The following is a 16,144-nucleotide window of genomic DNA, read 5'->3' as shown; positions in this document are numbered from 1 at the left end:
CGGAGACTACCCCTCGGTCCGCCACCGCCCGCGGCCCCGGTGCCACCGTGACGGGCGATCCCGCGGCAGGGGGTTGCCGAGCTGGGGTGTTCATGGGGTACAGTGGTTCCTGCCGGACTCGTTTCCGGCGGCACCGGGTCGGATTCCCCCCAATCCTCCGATGTCAGGCGGCACCAGTTCCCCCCAACCGGTGCCGCCTCTTCTTTTTGTGCGACGACCGTCGGGTAGCGGGCGTCGCGGCGGTCGGACGATCCGCGTCCTGGTGCCGAACGGTGGACAGAACTGTCCACGCCTTCGCTGCACGGTCCCGTCGGCCCGCCCACCCGTGAGCGTGCCCGCGTCGAGCGGACACGAGGCCTGCCGACGACGTGGTCTGGGCGCGCATCACAGGAGCCGAACGGGGTACGGCTTTGCGTTCCGGGGTACAAAAGAGTCCGACGCCGGCGGAGTCCGGGGCTGGTCCACAGGACGTACGAACTCCTGCGGACGAAGCGGTCGGACGTCCTACCGTCGCCGGCATGCACCGACACCGAGCCGAGGTCCCTGCGACCGAGCGGGACCTGGGGGACCGCGGCTGGGCGGCCGACCCCTCCGCGGTCCCGTTCCTGCCCGGCGCCGCCCGCTCCCGCCGACGGCGGACGCTCGACGTAGCCGCCTTCGAGGAGCTCGCGGGGCTCGTCGGTGACGCTGCCACCACCGACGTCCTGGTGCTCGGTGGACGCGGCACGTGGGTCGACCGGGGGCGGGGGCTCGAGCGGGTGCGTCCCGAGCTGTCCGAACGGCGGGTGCGTGCGCTCGCGTCGGAACTCGTCGCCGTGGGTGGGCGGCACGTCGACGAGACCACACCCTGCGCGGACGTCCGACACGGTGACGGCGTCCGGGTGCACGTCGTCCTCGCACCGGTCTCGGTCGGTGGCACGGCGCTGTCCATCCGCCTGCCCCGACCCGAGCGACCGACCCTCGCCGAGCTCGAGCGGCTGGGCGCCTTCCGGTCCGTCCCCCGCACCGTCCTCGACCGTGCGGTGGAGGAGCGGCGGAACGTCCTGGTCACCGGCGCGACGGGGAGCGGCAAGACCACCGTGCTCGCGGCCGTCCTCGGGAGCGTGCCGCACGACGAGCGCATCATCACCGTCGAGGACGTCGCCGAGCTCCGCGTGGAGCACCCCCACGTCGTCACGCTCGAGGCGCGCCAGGCGAACACCGAGGGGGCCGGAGCCATCGCCCTCGACCGCCTCGTGCGCGAAGCCCTGCGCATGCGACCGGACCGCCTGGTCGTGGGGGAGTGCCGTGGCGCCGAGGTCCGTGAGCTCCTCGGTGCGCTGAACACGGGGCACGCCGGCGCCGGGACCCTGCACGCCAACGGCGTGCTCGACGTCGCGGCGCGTCTCGAGGCACTCGGTGCGCTCGCCGGACTCGGACCGCAGGCACTCGCCCGTCAGGTCGTCAGCGCCGTGGACCTCGTCGTGCACGTCGAGCGCAGGTCGTCGTGGCGGGGCGTCGTCGCCGTCGGGGCCTTCGCGGTCGACCGGGACGGGCGGCTCGAGGTCCGGCCGGTCGGCGGGACCGCCGACGCGTGACCCGCGGACCTGCGGCACAGCGCGACCCGGTGGCGGTCGCGCGCACGCTCGAACAGGTGGCGGTGCTCGTCGCGTCCGGGGTGCCGTCACCGCGGGCCTGGATGCTCGTCGGTGGCCGGCCGGACGCGGACACGCCGGCGTGGTGTGACGTGCGGGCGGTGCTCGACGTCGCGGACCGGACCGGGGCCCCCTCCGCGGTCGCCCTGCGGTCGCTGGCGTCGGCGATGCGGCGGAGCGCCGCGGCGGACCGGGCGGTCCGGGTCGCCCTCGCCGGACCACGGACGAGCGCGCGGGTGGTGCTCGCGTTGCCGGTCTTCGGGCTCGGGCTGGGGTCGACGTGGGGCCCGGACGCCCTCGGGGTGCTCCTCACCCGTCCGCTGGGCTGGGTGTGCTGCATCCTCGCGGTGGGCCTGGTGGTCGCCGGGCAGCGGTGGGCGCGACGACTCGTCCGCAGTGCGACGCCGGACGGGCACGTGCCGGGCATCGTCCTCGACGCGTGGGCGGTCGCGCTGTCCGGCGGAGGCCCGTGGTCCGCTGCCGAGCAGACCGTGCACGCGGCGCTCGCCGTGACCGGGCGTCCGCAGGACGACTCCCGGGAGGCGGCGGAGGCCGAACGGGTGCGTGCTGTGCTGGACCTGGCTCGCCGGGCCGGCGTGCCGGCAGCCGCCATGCTCCGGGCGGCCGCGGAGGACGTCCGTGACGACGCGGCGGCGGCGGGACTGGCCGCGGCGGAGCGTCTGGCCGTGCGTCTCGTGCTGCCGCTCGGGGTGTGCGTGCTGCCGGCGTTCGTCCTGGTCGGGGTCGTGCCCGTCGTGGTCGGAGTCCTGTCCTCCACCGTCGGTGGTCTCCGCTGAGCCGTCCACAGATCGCACCGGGACGGGGCACCGGCGCGGCCGGGTCGGCGATCGTGGGAGCACCACAGAGGAAGGGGAACGACCATGACCGACAGTACGACTCCTCGGCGACGGACACGGGTGGTACGAGTGCTGCGCCGATCGATCGACGACCGCGGCTCGGCGACGGCGGAGTACGCGGTCGTCATCCTGGCGGCGGTCGCCTTCGCCGGCGTCCTCGTCGCGGTGATGCGCTCGGGAGAGGTCCAGCAGATCCTGACCGACCTCGTCCGCGGAGCGCTCGTCCCGTGAGCACGGCGACGGGTGGCGCGCTGCCAGGGGACGCGGTGACCGGGGCGACGCCGGGCCGGGGCGCGGCGGACGAGGGCAGCGTGAGCGTCGAGTTCGCGGTCGCGCTGCCCGTCGTGGTGCTCGTGCTCGTGTCGCTGGTGGCCGGGGTCGTGCTCGTCGACCGCGTCGGGCGGTTCCAGTCGGTCGCGGCGGTCACGGCTCGGGCCCTCGGCCGTGACGACGCCCCTGCGGCTGCCGCGGCCCTCGCAGGCGGCGCTCCCGGCGCGTCGACCACCGTGCGGCGCGGCGGCGGCCTGGTCTGCGTCGTGGTCCAGGGCTCGGCTCCCGGACCGTTCGCACTCCTGCCGCTCCGGGCGACCGGGTGCGCGGCCGAGGGCGGCCGGTGAGCCCGGTGGCCAGGGCGCTCCCGGCCGCGGCGGGCGACGAGCGAGGATCGGCGACGGTCCTCCTCGTCGCGGTCGTCGCCGTCGCGCTCGTCGTCGGGACCACCGCGCTCGGCGGAGCGCGTACGCGCGTGCTCGACGCACGCGCCCGGACCTCGGCCGACGCCGCCGCCCTCGCGGCCGCGGCGGTCCTGGTCGGACGTGTCGCGGGCGATCCGTGCCCCCTGGCAGCTCGGGTCGCCACGGCGAACGGCACCGTGCTCGCCGCCTGTGCGACCGCGGGGGTGACCGCCCGGGTACGGGTGGTCGCCGGGTCGCGACCGTTCGCCGTGAGCGCAGTCGCGGTCGCCGGTCCCGCAGCCGGGTCGTGCGAACAGTGTGTGTATGGTGTGCACGTCGGCCCCCGGTCACCGTTGTCCCGGTCGACCCGGACACCGCTGCGGTCCAGGGCCGGCACGCACCATCGATCAAGGAGTCACGTGCCAGGCACGAAGAAGCTCGTGATCGTCGAGAGCCCTGCGAAGGCGAAGACGATCGCGCAATACCTCGGCGACGGGTACGAGGTCCAGGCGTCCGTCGGACACATCCGCGACCTCGTCGAGCCCAAGAACCTGCCCGCCGAGCTCAAGAAGGGCTCGCTCGGCAAGTTCTCGGTCGACGTCGACAACGGCTTCGAGCCCTACTACGTCGTCTCCGACGCGAAGAAGAAGACGGTCACCGAGCTGAAGCGGGCGCTCAAGGACGCCGACGAGCTCTACCTCGCAACCGATGAAGACCGCGAGGGCGAGGCCATCGCGTGGCACCTGCTCCAGGTCCTCAAGCCGAAGGTGCCCGTCAAGCGCATGGTGTTCCACGAGATCACGAAGGAGGCCATCCAGCGCGCGCAGGAGGCCACCCGTGAGCTCGACACGGCGCTCGTCGACGCGCAGGAGACCCGGCGCATCCTCGACCGCCTGTACGGGTACGAGGTCTCGCCGGTGCTCTGGCGCAAGGTCGGCCCGGGGCTGTCCGCAGGCCGCGTGCAGTCCGCCGCGACCCGTCTCGTCGTCGACCGCGAGCGTGAGCGCCTGGCGTTCGTTTCCGCGAACTACTGGGACCTGACCGCGCGGTTCGAGAAGGTCGGCGACGCGGCGTTCACGGCCCGACTGGCGCGCCTGCAGGGCACCCGTGTCGCCTCCGGCCGCGACTTCGACGACCGCGGCGCGCTCAAGGGCGACGCCGTCCGGCTGGACGAGGCCTCGGCGGCCGCACTCACCGCGGTGCTCGAGGGCTCCGGCGACGCCGTCGTGCGCAGTGTCGAGTCGAAGCCGTACACCCGCCGCCCGGCGGCACCGTTCACCACGTCGACCCTGCAGCAGGAGGCCGCGCGCAAGCTCCGCTTCTCCGCGCGCCAGACGATGAGCGTCGCCCAGTCGCTCTACGAGAACGGCCACATCACCTACATGCGTACGGACTCGTCGTCCCTGTCGCAGCAGGCGGTGACCGCCGCACGCAAGCAGGCGTCGTCGCTGTACGGCTCGGAGACGATCCCGGACAAGCCACGCAGCTACGCGGGCAAGAGCAAGAACGCGCAGGAGGCCCACGAGGCGATCCGTCCCGCGGGTGACACCTTCCGCACCCCCTCCGAGATGGACGGCGTGCTGCGGGGCAACGACTGGAAGCTCTACGACCTGATCTGGAAGCGCACCGTTGCGTCCCAGATGGCGGACGCGAAGGGTTCGACCGCGTCGGTCGTCCTCGGGATCACCTCCCCGGAGCCGGTCGCGGGCATCGCCTCGACCGCGAACGGGACCGACGCGGAGTTCACCGCGTCGGGCACGGTGATCACCTTCCGCGGGTTCCTCAACGCGTACGAGGAAGGCCGCGACGAGGAGCGCCACGGCGCCGGCGAGAACGACGCCAAGCTCCCGCAGATGTCCGAGGGCGACCACCTCGGCGTCAGCGAGGTCGAGGCGAAGGGCCACGACACGTCGGCTCCGCCGCGCTACACCGAGGCCAGCCTCGTCAAGACGCTCGAGGAGCTCGGCATCGGTCGTCCGTCGACCTACGCGGCGATCATCTCGACGATCATGGACCGCGGGTACGTCAGCCAGCGGGGGAGCGCCCTCGTGCCGAACTGGATCGCGTTCAGCGTGGTCCGTCTGCTCGAGGACCACTTCGCCGACCTCGTGCAGTACGACTTCACCGCCGGCATGGAAGAGGACCTCGACCGCATCGCGAGCGGTGACGAGGACCGGGTCGACTGGCTCAAGGAGTTCTACTTCGGCGGCGGCGACCAGCGTGGCCTGCGGACGGTGATCGACAACCTCGGCGAGATCGACGCCCGCGACATCAACTCGGTCGAGCTCGCACCGGGGCTCACCCTGCGCATCGGTCGCTACGGGCCCTACATCGAGGTGCCGAGCGACGACCCGGAGAAGCCGCGTCGCGTCAACGTCCCCGAGGACCTGGCGCCCGACGAACTCACCGCCGAGAAGGCGCAGGAACTCGTCGACGCGCCGGTCGTCGGTGACCGCGTCGTCGGGATCAACCCGGAGACGGGCAAGGAGGTCCTGGCGAAGGACGGCCGCTTCGGTCCCTACGTGACCGAGCGGGCCCCGGAGCCGGAGCCGACGGTCGATCCGTCGACGGGCGAGGTCGTCGAGCCCGCGGCGCCCGCCGCTGCCGAGCCGTCCACGACGACGGCCAAGGGCGCGAAGACACCCGCGAAGAAGACGACGAAGAAGGCCGCCGCGCCGAAGGAGCGCACCGCGTCCCTGTTCAAGTCGATGGACCCGCAGACGGTGGACCTGGAGACCGCGCTGAAGCTCCTCGACCTGCCGCGTGTCGTCGGCAAGGACCCGGAGTCCGGCGAGGACATCACGGCGCAGAACGGTCGCTACGGTCCGTACATCAAGAAGGGCACGGACACGCGGACCCTGCCGAGCGAGGACGCGATCTTCGACATCGACCTGCCCGGCGCACTCGAACTGTTCTCGCAGCCGAAGTACGGCGGCCGTCGGGCGGCCAGCGCCGCCCTGAAGGAGTTCGAGGCGGATCCGGTGTCGGGCAAGCCGATCAAGGTGAAGGACGGCCGCTTCGGTCCGTACGTGACCGACGGTGAGACGAACGCAACGATCCCGCGCGGCGAGGACGTCGAATCGGTCGACCACGCGCGGGCCGTCCAGCTCCTCGCGGACAAGCGCGCCAAGGGGCCGGTCAAGAAGAAGGCGCCGGCTCGGAAGACCGCGGCCAAGAAGAAGTGACCGGGCGGTTCATCACCCTCGAGGGCGGGGACGGCGCGGGCAAGACGACGCAGGCCGAACTCCTCACCGTATGGCTCGAGGAGCACGGTCGGACGGTCGTCCGGACGCGCGAGCCCGGCGGCACGGACCTCGGGCAGCGCATCCGCGAGATGGTGCTGCACGAGCGGGGCCACGTGGCGCCGCGTGCCGAGGCGCTGCTCTACGCGGCCGACCGCGCCCACCACGTCGAGACGGTCGTGCGACCGGCGCTCGACCGCGGCGAGGTCGTGCTGCAGGACCGGTACATCGACTCGTCCGTGGCGTACCAGGGGGTCGCCAGGGGCCTCGGCGCCGACCGCGTCCGCTCGGTGTCGGACTGGGCGGCAGACGGGCTCGTACCCGACCTCACCGTGCTGCTCGACCTCGACGTCACGGTCGGACGCGCCCGGGTCGCCGCGGCGCGCGGAGACACCTTCGACCGGCTCGAGTCGGAAGCGGCGACGTTCCACGAGACCGTGCGCCGGGCGTTCCTCGACGCAGCGGCGGCGGAACCCGAGCGGTTCCTGGTCGTCGATGCGTCCTCCTCAGCCGGCACCGTGCAGTCCGCGATCCGCGCAGCGGTGGGTCCGCTCGTCGGCATCGACGACGGCGCCGCGTGACGGTGGCGGCTGACAGGATGACCCCGTGAGCGTGTGGGACGGCCTGACCGGTCAAGAGGAAGCGGTCGCGGCCCTGCGCAGTGCGGCCGAGGCGCCCGACGGCACCGGCGGGATGACGCACTCGTGGCTCATCACCGGACCGCCCGGGTCCGGCAGGTCGAACGTCGCCGCCGCCTTCGCCGCAGCACTCGTCGGCGCCGGCCCGGACGACGACCACACCCTGCAGCAGATCACCGCGCGCACCCATCCGGACGTCTCCGTCCTGACCACCCAGCGCGTGATCATCACCATCGACGAGATCCGCCAGCTGGTCACCTCGTCCCACTACTCGCCGTCGGTCGGGCGCTACCGCGTGGTCATCATCGAGGACGCCGACCGCATGACCGAGCGCACCTCCAACCTGCTGCTCAAGGCGCTCGAGGAGCCGCCCGAGCGCACGGTGTGGATCCTCTGCGCCCCGAGTGAGGCCGACCTGCTGCCCACCATCCGCTCACGCGTCCGCTCGGTCCGCCTGCGGGTGCCGGGCATCGAGTCGGTTGCCGACCTCATCGTCGCCCGCACCGGGGTGGATCGTGCCCTCGCGACCGACGCCGCCCGACAGGCGCAGAGCCACATCGGCATGGCGCAGCGCCTCGCGACGAGCGAGGACGCCCGTGACCGCCGACGTCGGACGCTGGAGACGGTGCTCGGTGTCCGGTCGGTCGGCGACGCCGTGATGGCGGCCGCCGAACTGCTGGCCGTCGCGGACGAGGACGCGAAGGCCATCACGCAGCAGCGTGACAGCGAGGAACGGGACGCGGCGCTCCGGTCGCTCGGCGTCGAACCCGGCGGGACCGTGCCGCCCGCGCTCCGCTCACAGTTGCGCGCGCTCGAGGAAGACCAGAAGCGCCGTGCCACCCGCAGCCTGCGCGACGGGCTCGACCGCATCCTCGTGGACGTGTCCTCGCTCTACCGGGACCTGCTGCTGCTCGGACTCGGAGCGCCCGCCGAACCCGTGAACCTGGCGATGCGCGAGCAGCTCGACCGCACGCTCGAGGTCGTGCCGCCGGCCGCGGCGCTCGAGGTGCTCGACGCCGTCGCGCTCGCACGCCAGCGGATCGCGGCGAACGTCGCGGCACTGCTGGCGCTCGAGGCGCTGCTCGTCACCATCGCCCGCGCGACGCGCTGACGTCGGCGCGACGCGCTGTCGTCGGCGCGACGCGCTGTCGTCGGCGCGACGCGCTGTCGTCGGCGCGACGCGCTGTCGTCGGCGCGACGCGCTGACGCCGGCGCGACGCGCCGTCGCCGACGGGGCGGAAGCGCGTGGTCCCGTCGCCACGTGCCTCCCGTCCGGCGGCCGGAGGCGCGCCTCGCCGACCGTCCTTGCGGCCGCGCTCGGACCCTGCGCACACCCGCAGCCGCCCCTTCGGGCGGCCGTGAGAAGATCGCGGCATGCCCGACGTCGAACCCGGTCTGCGCGAACGGAAGCGCCGTGCCACCCGTCTCGCGATCCAGCAGGCAGCACTGCGGATCGCTGTGGAGTCCGGCTGGCCCTCGGTGACCGTCGACGAGATCGCGCGCCGCGCCGACGTGTCCCCGCGTACGTTCTTCAACTACTTCCCGAGCAAGGAGCAGGCACTGCTCGGCGACGACCCGACCCTGCCGACCGGACCGGCGCTCGACGTCTTCCGCGCCGGAGGCCCGAGCGGCGAGCTGCTGGCGGACCTCGGCGCTCTGCTCGTGCACGCGACGGCCGAGCTCGTCGACGAGCGGGGACTGCTCGTCGAACGGCAGCAGGTGCTCCGCGCCGCGCCCGAGTTGTTCAGCAGGCGGATGGCGTCGATGAAGGAGTTCCAGGCCGAGATCGAGGAGGCCGTCGCGGCGCGGTCGGCGGCGACCGATCCGGACCTGGCGGAGGACCCGGACGCGCTCCGGCGCCGGGCACGACTGGCCTCGGTGGTGGCGCTCGCGGCGTTGCGCCACGCGTGGTGGGAGTGGTCGGACGGCGCCACCGAGACGCACCTCGTGGAGGAGCTGCAGCGGTCCTTCGACGAGCTCGGCACGCTCGTTTCGCGTTCCCTCGTCTGAACCTGTATAGTCGTCTCCCGTGCCGCTCCGGCAACGGAGCGTCCGCCGCCTTAGCTCAGTCGGCAGAGCGATTCACTCGTAATGAATAGGTCGTCGGTTCGATTCCGACAGGCGGCTCGACACCGGAACCCCCGGTCGGACACTGTCCGACCGGGGGTTCCGTCGTTCGCGCGGCGACTGCGCCGGGCCCCGGCCCGCGGGACGGCACGAGCCTCCGGGACGGCGCACGCACGCCGGGGACGGCTCGCTGCGGGTGCTCCGGTGGCCCGGCGGAAACGGTCCCCGCGGACCCGGTGACCCGCCTGGTAGACAGGAGCCATGACGGTTCGCTGGGGAGTCATCGGTACGGGCGGCATCGCCCACTCGTTCGTGACGGACTGCTCCGCCACTGGCATCGAGTTCGTCGCGGTCGGCAGCCGCACACGGGAGAGCGCCGAGGCCTTCGCCACCGAGCACGGCATCGCCCGGGCGCACGGGTCCTACGCGGACCTGGTGGCCGACGACGGCGTCGATGCCGTCTACGTCGCGACCCCGCACTCCCGCCACGCGGAGGACGCCCTGCTCGCGATCGCCGCCGGGAAGCACGTGCTCGTCGAGAAGGCCTTCACGATCACCGCAGCCGAGGCGCGCCGCGTCGTGGACGCCGCACGTCGCGCCGACGTCGCCGTCATGGAGGCGATGTGGACCCGCTTCCTGCCGCAGTCGGTCATGATCCGCGAGCTCATCGCCGAGGGGCGCATCGGCCGGCCGCGTGTGGTCGAGGCGACGCACCACCAGGCCCTGTCGACGGACCCACAGCACCGCCTCAACGACCCCGCGCTCGGTGGTGGCGCGATCCTCGACCTCGGTGTCTACCCGATCTCCTTCGCCGTCGACGTCCTCGGTACCCCGACCGCCGTGGCGGCAGCCGGCACCCTGAGCGACCAGGGCGTCGACACGCAGATGGGGATCCTGCTCACCCACGAGGGCGGCACCCAGTCCGTCGTGCACTTCGGCCTCGACCTCCGCAGCCCGAACACCGCGTCGATCATCGGCGAGGACGGGCGCATCGACCTCGATGCCACGTGGTACACGCCGACCACCTGGCGGCTGCGCGATCGGGACGGCGTCGTCGTCGAGGAGTTCGACTCGCGCGAGGAGCGCACCGGCTACGCGCACGAGGTCCGCGCGTTCGAGGCGATGATCGCGTCCGGGACGCACGAGGGCGGTGCGATGGACCCCGAGGAGACCGTCGCCGTGATGGCGGTCATGGACGAGGCCCGCCGCCAGGTCGGTGTCCGCTACGCCGCCGACCAGGACCAGGACCCGGCCAGGGGCCCGGTGGACTGACGGTTCCACCCGTTCCGCCAGGAGGGGCGGATCCGGTCTGGAGGCACCTCCCGCAGCCACGTAGGATCGGTCGCGATGTCCGACCAGCCCACCCCGCCCCAGAAGACGTCCCTGTCGGCCCGCCTCCGTGGCCGCGTCGCCGCCGCGCGCCGTTCGGCGGCCCGCCGGCCGGTCCCCTGGATCGCGGGCGGGCTCGTCGGGGTCCTGGTGCTCGGGTCGGGCGCCACCGTCGCCGTCGCTGCCGCCACCATGCCGGTCCGGCCGACGGCGGCAGCGCCCTCGTCCAGTGGGAAGCCGGCGACGGCGGCGCCGACGCCCGAACGCACACCCACCGCCGAGCCGACGTCGGACGCGCGCGCCGTGCCGGACGACCCCGCCGGACCCAGTGCGCTCCGGACCTGCACGATCGACGCCGAGGCCTCGGCCGCGGGGCTCGGCTCCTTCGAGGGCTTCGTGATGGACGCGGCGACCGGGGAGACCCTGTTCTCGCGCAAGGGTGACGTGCCGGCACAGACCGGCAGCGTGATGAAGACGTTGACGAGCGCCACCGCCCTGGCCGTGCTCGGTGGCGACCACCGCATCCCGACCACGGTGACGCGGGAGTCCGACGGCACGATCGCCCTCGTCGGACACGGTGACGCCACGCTCTCGGCGGGCAACGGTACCGTCTACCCGGGGGCACCCACCCTGGCGCAGCTCGCGCAGCAGGTGAAGGCGCGGCTGGGCGACGCACCCGTCACCACGATCGTCGCCGACGACAGCTACTGGGAGGACACCGACGCGTGGGACCCGACGTGGCCCGAGAGCGAGCGGACGATCGGCTACCAGCCGCGGGTGACCGCACTGATGGTCGACGGCGACCGGGCGAACCCGGCGGCGGCGACCTCCCCGCGTTCGACCGACCCGGTCGGCCGTGCCGGAGCGGCGTTCCGCACGGCACTGGCGTCCGCCGGGGTGGTCGGCGCCGCGGACGCGCAGGTCGTGCAGCGTGCGACGACGGGCACGGACACGATCGCGTCGGTGTCGTCGCAGCCGGTCTCGACGCTCATCGGGCAGATGATCCCGAACTCGGACAACACGCTGGCCGAGATGCTCGCCCGGGTCTCCTCGAAGGAGTCCGGTGCCGGGGGCTCCGCCGCGTCCCTCAGCGACGTCTACCGTGCGGCACTCGCCGGGTACGGGGTCGACCCGGCCGGCATCGTCATCAAGGACGGTTCGGGGGAGAGCGCCGCGAACGCCGTCTCGCCGTCGTTCGTCGCCCACCTCATGGTGCAGGTCGCAGCCGGGACGAAGGGACTCGGTGCGCTCTCCGGGGCGCTGCCGGTCGCCGGGGTCTCCGGAACCCTCGCCAGCCGGTTCACCGGAGCGAACGCGGTCGCGCGGGGCAAGGTGCACGCGAAGACCGGGTGGATCGACAGTGCCAACACGCTGGGCGGGTACATCGACGCGGCGGACGGCAAGCGCCTGACGTTCGCGTTCTACGCGATCGGGTCCCCGCGGGCGGCCGCGCTGCCCGCGCTGGACGCGGTGACCGCCGCGGCGTACCGGTGCGGCGGGAGCCTCACCTCGTCCTGACGTCCACGCCGCCGCAGGGTGCGGGGTGCAGGATGGACGCATGGCCAGGGCATTGCTCGTCGTCGACGTCCAGAACGACTTCACGGAGGGCGGAGCGCTCGGCGTGACCGGTGGTGCGGCCCTCGCGGGGCGCATCAGCGCGTTCCTCCGTCGGCACGCGGACGAGTACGACCTCATCGTCGGCTCCCGGGACTGGCACCACGGCGACGACGACAACGGCGGACACTTCGCCGGTCCCGAGGGACCGGACTTCGTCGACACGTGGCCGGTGCACTGCGTCGGCGGGACCCCCGGTGCGGCGTACCACCCGGACCTCGACACGAGCGTCGTCGACGTGCACGTGTACAAGGGGCGCGGCCGTCCGGACTACTCGGCGTTCCAGGCGAGCACCGACGACGGGACGTCCCTGCCGGACCTGCTCGCGGAGCGCCGGGTGACGACGGTCGACATCGTCGGCATCGCCACCGACCACTGCGTGCGCGCCTCGGCGCTCGACGCCCGCGCCGCCGGGTACGACGTCGCCGTGTACGAGGACCTTGTGGCGGGCGTCGACCCGGACCGCAGCGCACGTGCCCTGGACGAGATCAGCGCGGTCGGCGGGCACGTCGACCACAGCGACATGGACGAGGGGCTCGCGAACCCCGGAGGAGCAGTACTGTGACCACCACCCCCACCACCACCACGACCGGGCTGACCACGACCGTCGCCGACGAGCACGTCTCCGTCGCCGAGGTCCCCACCGGACTCTTCATCGGCGGCTCGTGGCGTGCCGCGAGCGCCGGGGGGACCTTCCCGGTGCGGGACCCGAGCACGGGTGACGTCCTCGCCGAGGTCGCCGACGCCACGCCCGAGGACGGCGTCGCGGCCCTCGACGCCGCCGTGGCCGCGCAGGAGGGGTGGGCGTCGACCGCCCCGCGGGAACGGTCGGACGTCCTGCGCCGTGCGTTCGACCTGGTGCACGAGCACGAGGACGACCTCGCGGCACTGATGACGCTCGAGATGGGCAAGCCGCTCGCCGAGTCCCGGGGCGAGGTCGCCTACGGCGGCGAGTTCCTGCGGTGGTTCTCGGAGGAGGCCGTCCGCATCTCGGGCGACTACCGCACGAACCCCGAGGGCACCGGCCGCGGCATCGTGCTCCGCCGTCCGGTCGGACCCGTGTACGCGATCACGCCGTGGAACTTCCCGCTCGCGATGGCGACGCGCAAGATCGGCCCGGCGCTCGCGGCCGGCTGCACCGTGGTGCTGAAGCCCGCGGACCTGACGCCGCTCACGACGCTGTTCCTCGTCGAGCTGTTCCGCCGCGCGGGGCTGCCCGACGGCGTGCTCAACGTCGTGGCATCGTCGGACGCCAAGGCCCTGTCGGAGCCGATCATCGCCGACCGCCGGCTGCGCAAGCTCACGTTCACGGGGTCGACCCCGGTCGGCTCGGCCCTCCTCAAGCAGGCGGCGGACAACGTCCTCAAGACGAGCATGGAGCTCGGCGGGAACGCCCCGCTGCTCGTGTTCGACGACGCCGACCTCGACGAGGCCGTCGCCGCGGCGATGCAGGCGAAGTTCCGGAACGTCGGCGAGGCCTGCACGGCGGCGAACCGCTTCTTCGTGCAGGAGGGGATCGCGGACGCGTTCACGGCGGCGCTCAGCGCGAAGGTCGAGGAGCTCCGTGTCGGCCGTGGCACCGAGGACGCCACGACGCTCGGTCCGCTCATCGACGACCGAGCGGTGGACAAGGCTGCAGGGCTCGTCGACGACGCCGTGGAGCGGGGCGCCCGCCTGGTCACCGGCGGGCAGCGGGTGGACCGCCCGGGCACCTTCTACGCGCCCACGGTGCTCGACGAGGTGCAGCCGGGGTCCGAGATCCTGACCACGGAGATCTTCGGTCCGGTGGTGTCGATCACCCGCTTCTCCACCGAGGAGGAGGGCATCCGCCTCGCGAACGACACCGAGTACGGGCTCGTCGCCTACGCGTTCACGACCGACTTCCGTCGCGGTCAGCGCCTGGCAGAGCGGCTCGAGACGGGCATACTCGGCCTGAACACGGGCGTCGTGTCGAACGCGGCGTTCCCGTTCGGCGGCGTCAAGGCGTCCGGGCTCGGCCGCGAGGGGTCGCACGAGGGCCTCGAGGAGTACCTGGAGTCGGTCTACGTCCTGACCCCGGACCCGTTCGCCGCCTGACCCCTCCGTCCTCCTCCGCGGCGGGCGCCGGCCGGCGTTCAGACCAGCAGCTGGTGCTTCGCCAGGTCGCGGTAGAGCGGCGTGGACTGCACGAGCTCCGAGTGGGTGCCCGTGCCGACGACCCGGCCGTGCTCGAGCACCACGATGACGTCCGAGTCGACGACGGTCGACAGCCGGTGCGCGATGACGAGCAGCGTCCGGTCCGCGGCGACGGCGTCGATCGCGAGGCGCATCTTCTGCTCGTTCACTCCGTCGAGCGACGAGGTCGACTCGTCGAGCAGCAGGATCGGGGGAGCGGCGAGCAGGGCCCGGGCGATCGCGAGCCGCTGCCGCTCACCACCGGAGAGCATGACGCCGTCCTCGCCGACCTGGGCGTCGAGGCCTCGGGGGTCACGGTGCAGCACGTCGCCCAGGTTGACGGCCTCGAGCACGCGGACGCACTCCGCCTCGGACGCGTCGGGGGAGCCGAGCAGCAGGTTCGCCCGGATGGTGCCGGCGAGCACGGGGGCGTCCTGCTCGACGTACCCGATCTGTGCGCGGAGCTCCGCGCGGTCGAGCCCGCGGACGTCGACGCCGCCCAGGCGGATCACGCCCGACGTCGGGTCGTAGAAGCGCTCGATGAGCGCCAGCGTGGTGGACTTGCCGGCACCCGAGGGGCCGACCAGCGCGACCCGCGAGCCGCGGGGCACCCGGAAGGACACGTCGTCCAGCACCACGTCGTCGGCCGAGCCCGTCGCGTCGGCGTCTGCCGCGCCTCCAGACCGAGCGGACGGAGCCGGTGCAGCCGCCGCCCCGTCCGCGCCGGACGCGTCCGCGGTCCGCGCGTACCGGAACGTGACGTGCTCGAACGCGATCGCGTCGTCGGTCTCGGTCGCCGCTGCGACCCGGACGGCGGCGTCGTCCTGGTCCTCGGTCGGCAGGTGCAGGATCTCCTCGATGCGGCCGAGGGCGCCGAGTGCCTGTGCGACGGCGACGGCTGCGCCGAGCGCCTGACCGAGCGGCATGACCATCATGAAGAGCAGCAGGATGAAGGTGATGAGCGTCGCGATGGTGATCTGCCCGGCGGCCACCTGCGCCCCGCCGACGCCGAGCACGGCGATGAACGCGACCTGCATGACGATGCTCGCCACGGGGACGACGAACGCGGACATCTTCGCGATGTCGAGCCCGCGACGGTAGGCCTCGGTGGCGTGCCCGTCGACCTCGGCGACCTCGCGGTCGGTGGCGCCGGCGGCGCGGATCGTGCGGACGGCGCCGATGCCCCGCTCGACCGCGGCGGTGAGGTCGCCGACCTTCTCCTGCGCGCGCTTCGACGCGATGCGGATGCGGCGGCTGAGCCCGCCGACGACGACGATCGCGACGAGCACGATGAGGACGGTGATGCCGAGCAGCAGCGGGTCGATGACGGCCATGGCGATGATCGCGCCGACGAAGGTGAGCGCGCCGCCGATCGACTCGATCAACCCCTGCGTGAGCACTGCCCGCAGGAGCGTGGTGTCGCTGCCGACGCGGGACACGAGGTCACCGGTGCGGCGGGTGTCGAACTCCGAGATCGGCAGGTTGAGGATCCGGGCGATGAGCTTCCGGCGGGTGGAGAGGACGACCCCCTCACCGGCGCGCTGGAGCAGGAAGTGCTGGATGCCGTTGAGGAGCCCCGACACGATGACGAGCCCGACGAGCGCCCAGACGAGGATCGAGAGCGTCTCGCCGTGCTGGACGGCGGTGACGACCTGGTTCACGAGCAGCGGCTGGGCGAGCGACGCCGCGGCGCCGAGCACGCTCAGCACGATGATCACGGCCATCGCGGGCTTGTTCTCGAACAGGTAGGTCAGCAGGCGACCGAAGCTCGCGCGGGGACCCTCGGACGGCTTGCGGCGTGCGGAGAAGAGGCTCATCGTTCCTGGTTCCTGCCGCCCGTGCGGGGTGTGCTGGCGGCCGTCGTCCATCTTCGCACCGTCGCGTGGGTGCGCGGTGCGCAGCGCGCACGCGACGGACGGGAGGCGCGGTGCCGGA

At 73.1% G+C, this 16,144-nt stretch carries 13 protein-coding genes and 1 tRNA gene; 13 read left to right on the top strand and 1 reads right to left on the bottom strand.

The window, feature by feature from the left end; translation table 11 throughout:
• Positions 1–518 precede the first annotated feature (518 nt).
• The 13 genes from DEJ22_RS10600 (at position 519) to DEJ22_RS10540 (ending at position 14,131) form a co-directional block, all read left to right on the top strand.
• Positions 519–1,577 (top strand): TadA family conjugal transfer-associated ATPase, encoded by a 1,059-nt coding sequence (locus DEJ22_RS10600; protein ID WP_111227109.1) that lies wholly within the window; start codon positions 519–521, stop codon positions 1,575–1,577.
• Positions 1,574–2,431 carry a type II secretion system F family protein gene (locus DEJ22_RS10595; protein ID WP_111227108.1) on the top strand — a complete coding sequence of 286 codons (858 nt, stop codon included), beginning with the start codon at positions 1,574–1,576 and terminating at the stop codon, positions 2,429–2,431. The genes DEJ22_RS10600 and DEJ22_RS10595 overlap by 4 nt, the downstream gene beginning before the upstream one ends.
• Positions 2,432–2,560: 129 nt before the next feature.
• Entirely contained in the window at positions 2,561–2,722 is a 162-nt protein-coding gene (locus DEJ22_RS10590; RefSeq protein ID WP_349775143.1) for a DUF4244 domain-containing protein, read from the top strand.
• Positions 2,723–2,802: 80 nt separating this feature from the next.
• A complete protein-coding gene (locus DEJ22_RS10585; protein WP_146241753.1) occupies positions 2,803–3,108 on the top strand; it encodes a TadE family type IV pilus minor pilin in 306 nt (101 codons plus the stop codon).
• A 476-nt stretch (positions 3,109–3,584) separates the two neighbouring features.
• Positions 3,585–6,350, top strand: a complete 2,766-nt coding sequence (gene topA, locus DEJ22_RS10580; protein WP_111227244.1) for a type I DNA topoisomerase — start codon at positions 3,585–3,587, stop codon at positions 6,348–6,350.
• Positions 6,347–6,988, top strand: a complete 642-nt coding sequence (gene tmk, locus DEJ22_RS10575) for a dTMP kinase (protein ID WP_111227105.1) — start codon at positions 6,347–6,349, stop codon at positions 6,986–6,988. The genes topA and tmk overlap by 4 nt, the downstream gene beginning before the upstream one ends.
• A 25-nt stretch (positions 6,989–7,013) precedes the next feature.
• Entirely contained in the window at positions 7,014–8,156 is a 1,143-nt protein-coding gene (locus tag DEJ22_RS10570) for a DNA polymerase III subunit delta' (protein WP_111227104.1), read from the top strand.
• 263 nt (positions 8,157–8,419) lie between these two features.
• Positions 8,420–9,055, top strand: coding sequence for a TetR/AcrR family transcriptional regulator (locus DEJ22_RS10565; RefSeq protein WP_111227103.1), 636 nt, complete (start codon positions 8,420–8,422; stop codon positions 9,053–9,055).
• Between the two features lie 44 nt (positions 9,056–9,099).
• Positions 9,100–9,172: transfer RNA gene (locus DEJ22_RS10560), tRNA-Thr, on the top strand.
• Between the two features lie 201 nt (positions 9,173–9,373).
• Positions 9,374–10,384, top strand: a complete 1,011-nt coding sequence (locus tag DEJ22_RS10555) for a Gfo/Idh/MocA family protein (RefSeq protein ID WP_111227102.1) — start codon at positions 9,374–9,376, stop codon at positions 10,382–10,384.
• 75 nt (positions 10,385–10,459) lie between these two features.
• On the top strand, positions 10,460–11,959 hold the full coding sequence (gene dacB / locus DEJ22_RS10550) for a D-alanyl-D-alanine carboxypeptidase/D-alanyl-D-alanine endopeptidase (protein ID WP_111227101.1): 1,500 nt from the start codon (positions 10,460–10,462) through the stop codon (positions 11,957–11,959).
• 40 nt (positions 11,960–11,999) lie between these two features.
• A complete protein-coding gene (locus tag DEJ22_RS10545) occupies positions 12,000–12,620 on the top strand; it encodes an isochorismatase family protein (protein ID WP_111227100.1) in 621 nt (206 codons plus the stop codon).
• 29 nt (positions 12,621–12,649) lie between these two features.
• Positions 12,650–14,131 (top strand): NAD-dependent succinate-semialdehyde dehydrogenase, encoded by a 1,482-nt coding sequence (locus tag DEJ22_RS10540; RefSeq protein WP_111227243.1) that lies wholly within the window; start codon positions 12,650–12,652, stop codon positions 14,129–14,131.
• Positions 14,132–14,169: 38 nt separating this feature from the next.
• Here DEJ22_RS10540 and DEJ22_RS10535 read toward each other — a convergent pair whose 3' ends face one another.
• The gene (locus tag DEJ22_RS10535; protein ID WP_111227099.1) at positions 14,170–16,026 is read right to left on the bottom strand and encodes an ABC transporter ATP-binding protein; all 1,857 of its coding nucleotides are present in this window, start codon (positions 16,024–16,026) and stop codon (positions 14,170–14,172) included.
• Between the last annotated feature and the right edge of the window lie 118 nt (positions 16,027–16,144).

The organism is Curtobacterium sp. MCSS17_007 (assembly GCF_003234175.2).
Lineage (GTDB): Bacteria > Actinomycetota > Actinomycetes > Actinomycetales > Microbacteriaceae > Curtobacterium.
The sequence above is the reverse complement of the archived record's forward strand: the minus strand, read 5'-3'. Positions and strand labels throughout refer to the sequence as shown.

Excerpts from the sequence above, each read along its gene's own strand:
- DEJ22_RS10565 (WP_111227103.1), top strand. The coding sequence starts at position 8,420 with ATGCCCGACGTCGAACCCGGTCTGCGCGAACGGAAGCGCCGTGCCACC.
- DEJ22_RS10600 (WP_111227109.1), top strand. The coding sequence starts at position 519 with ATGCACCGACACCGAGCCGAGGTCCCTGCGACCGAGCGGGACCTGGGG.
- dacB (WP_111227101.1), top strand. The coding sequence starts at position 10,460 with ATGTCCGACCAGCCCACCCCGCCCCAGAAGACGTCCCTGTCGGCCCGC.
- DEJ22_RS10555 (WP_111227102.1), top strand. The coding sequence starts at position 9,374 with ATGACGGTTCGCTGGGGAGTCATCGGTACGGGCGGCATCGCCCACTCG.
- DEJ22_RS10545 (WP_111227100.1), top strand. The coding sequence starts at position 12,000 with ATGGCCAGGGCATTGCTCGTCGTCGACGTCCAGAACGACTTCACGGAG.
- DEJ22_RS10535 (WP_111227099.1), bottom strand. The coding sequence starts at position 16,026 with ATGAGCCTCTTCTCCGCACGCCGCAAGCCGTCCGAGGGTCCCCGCGCG.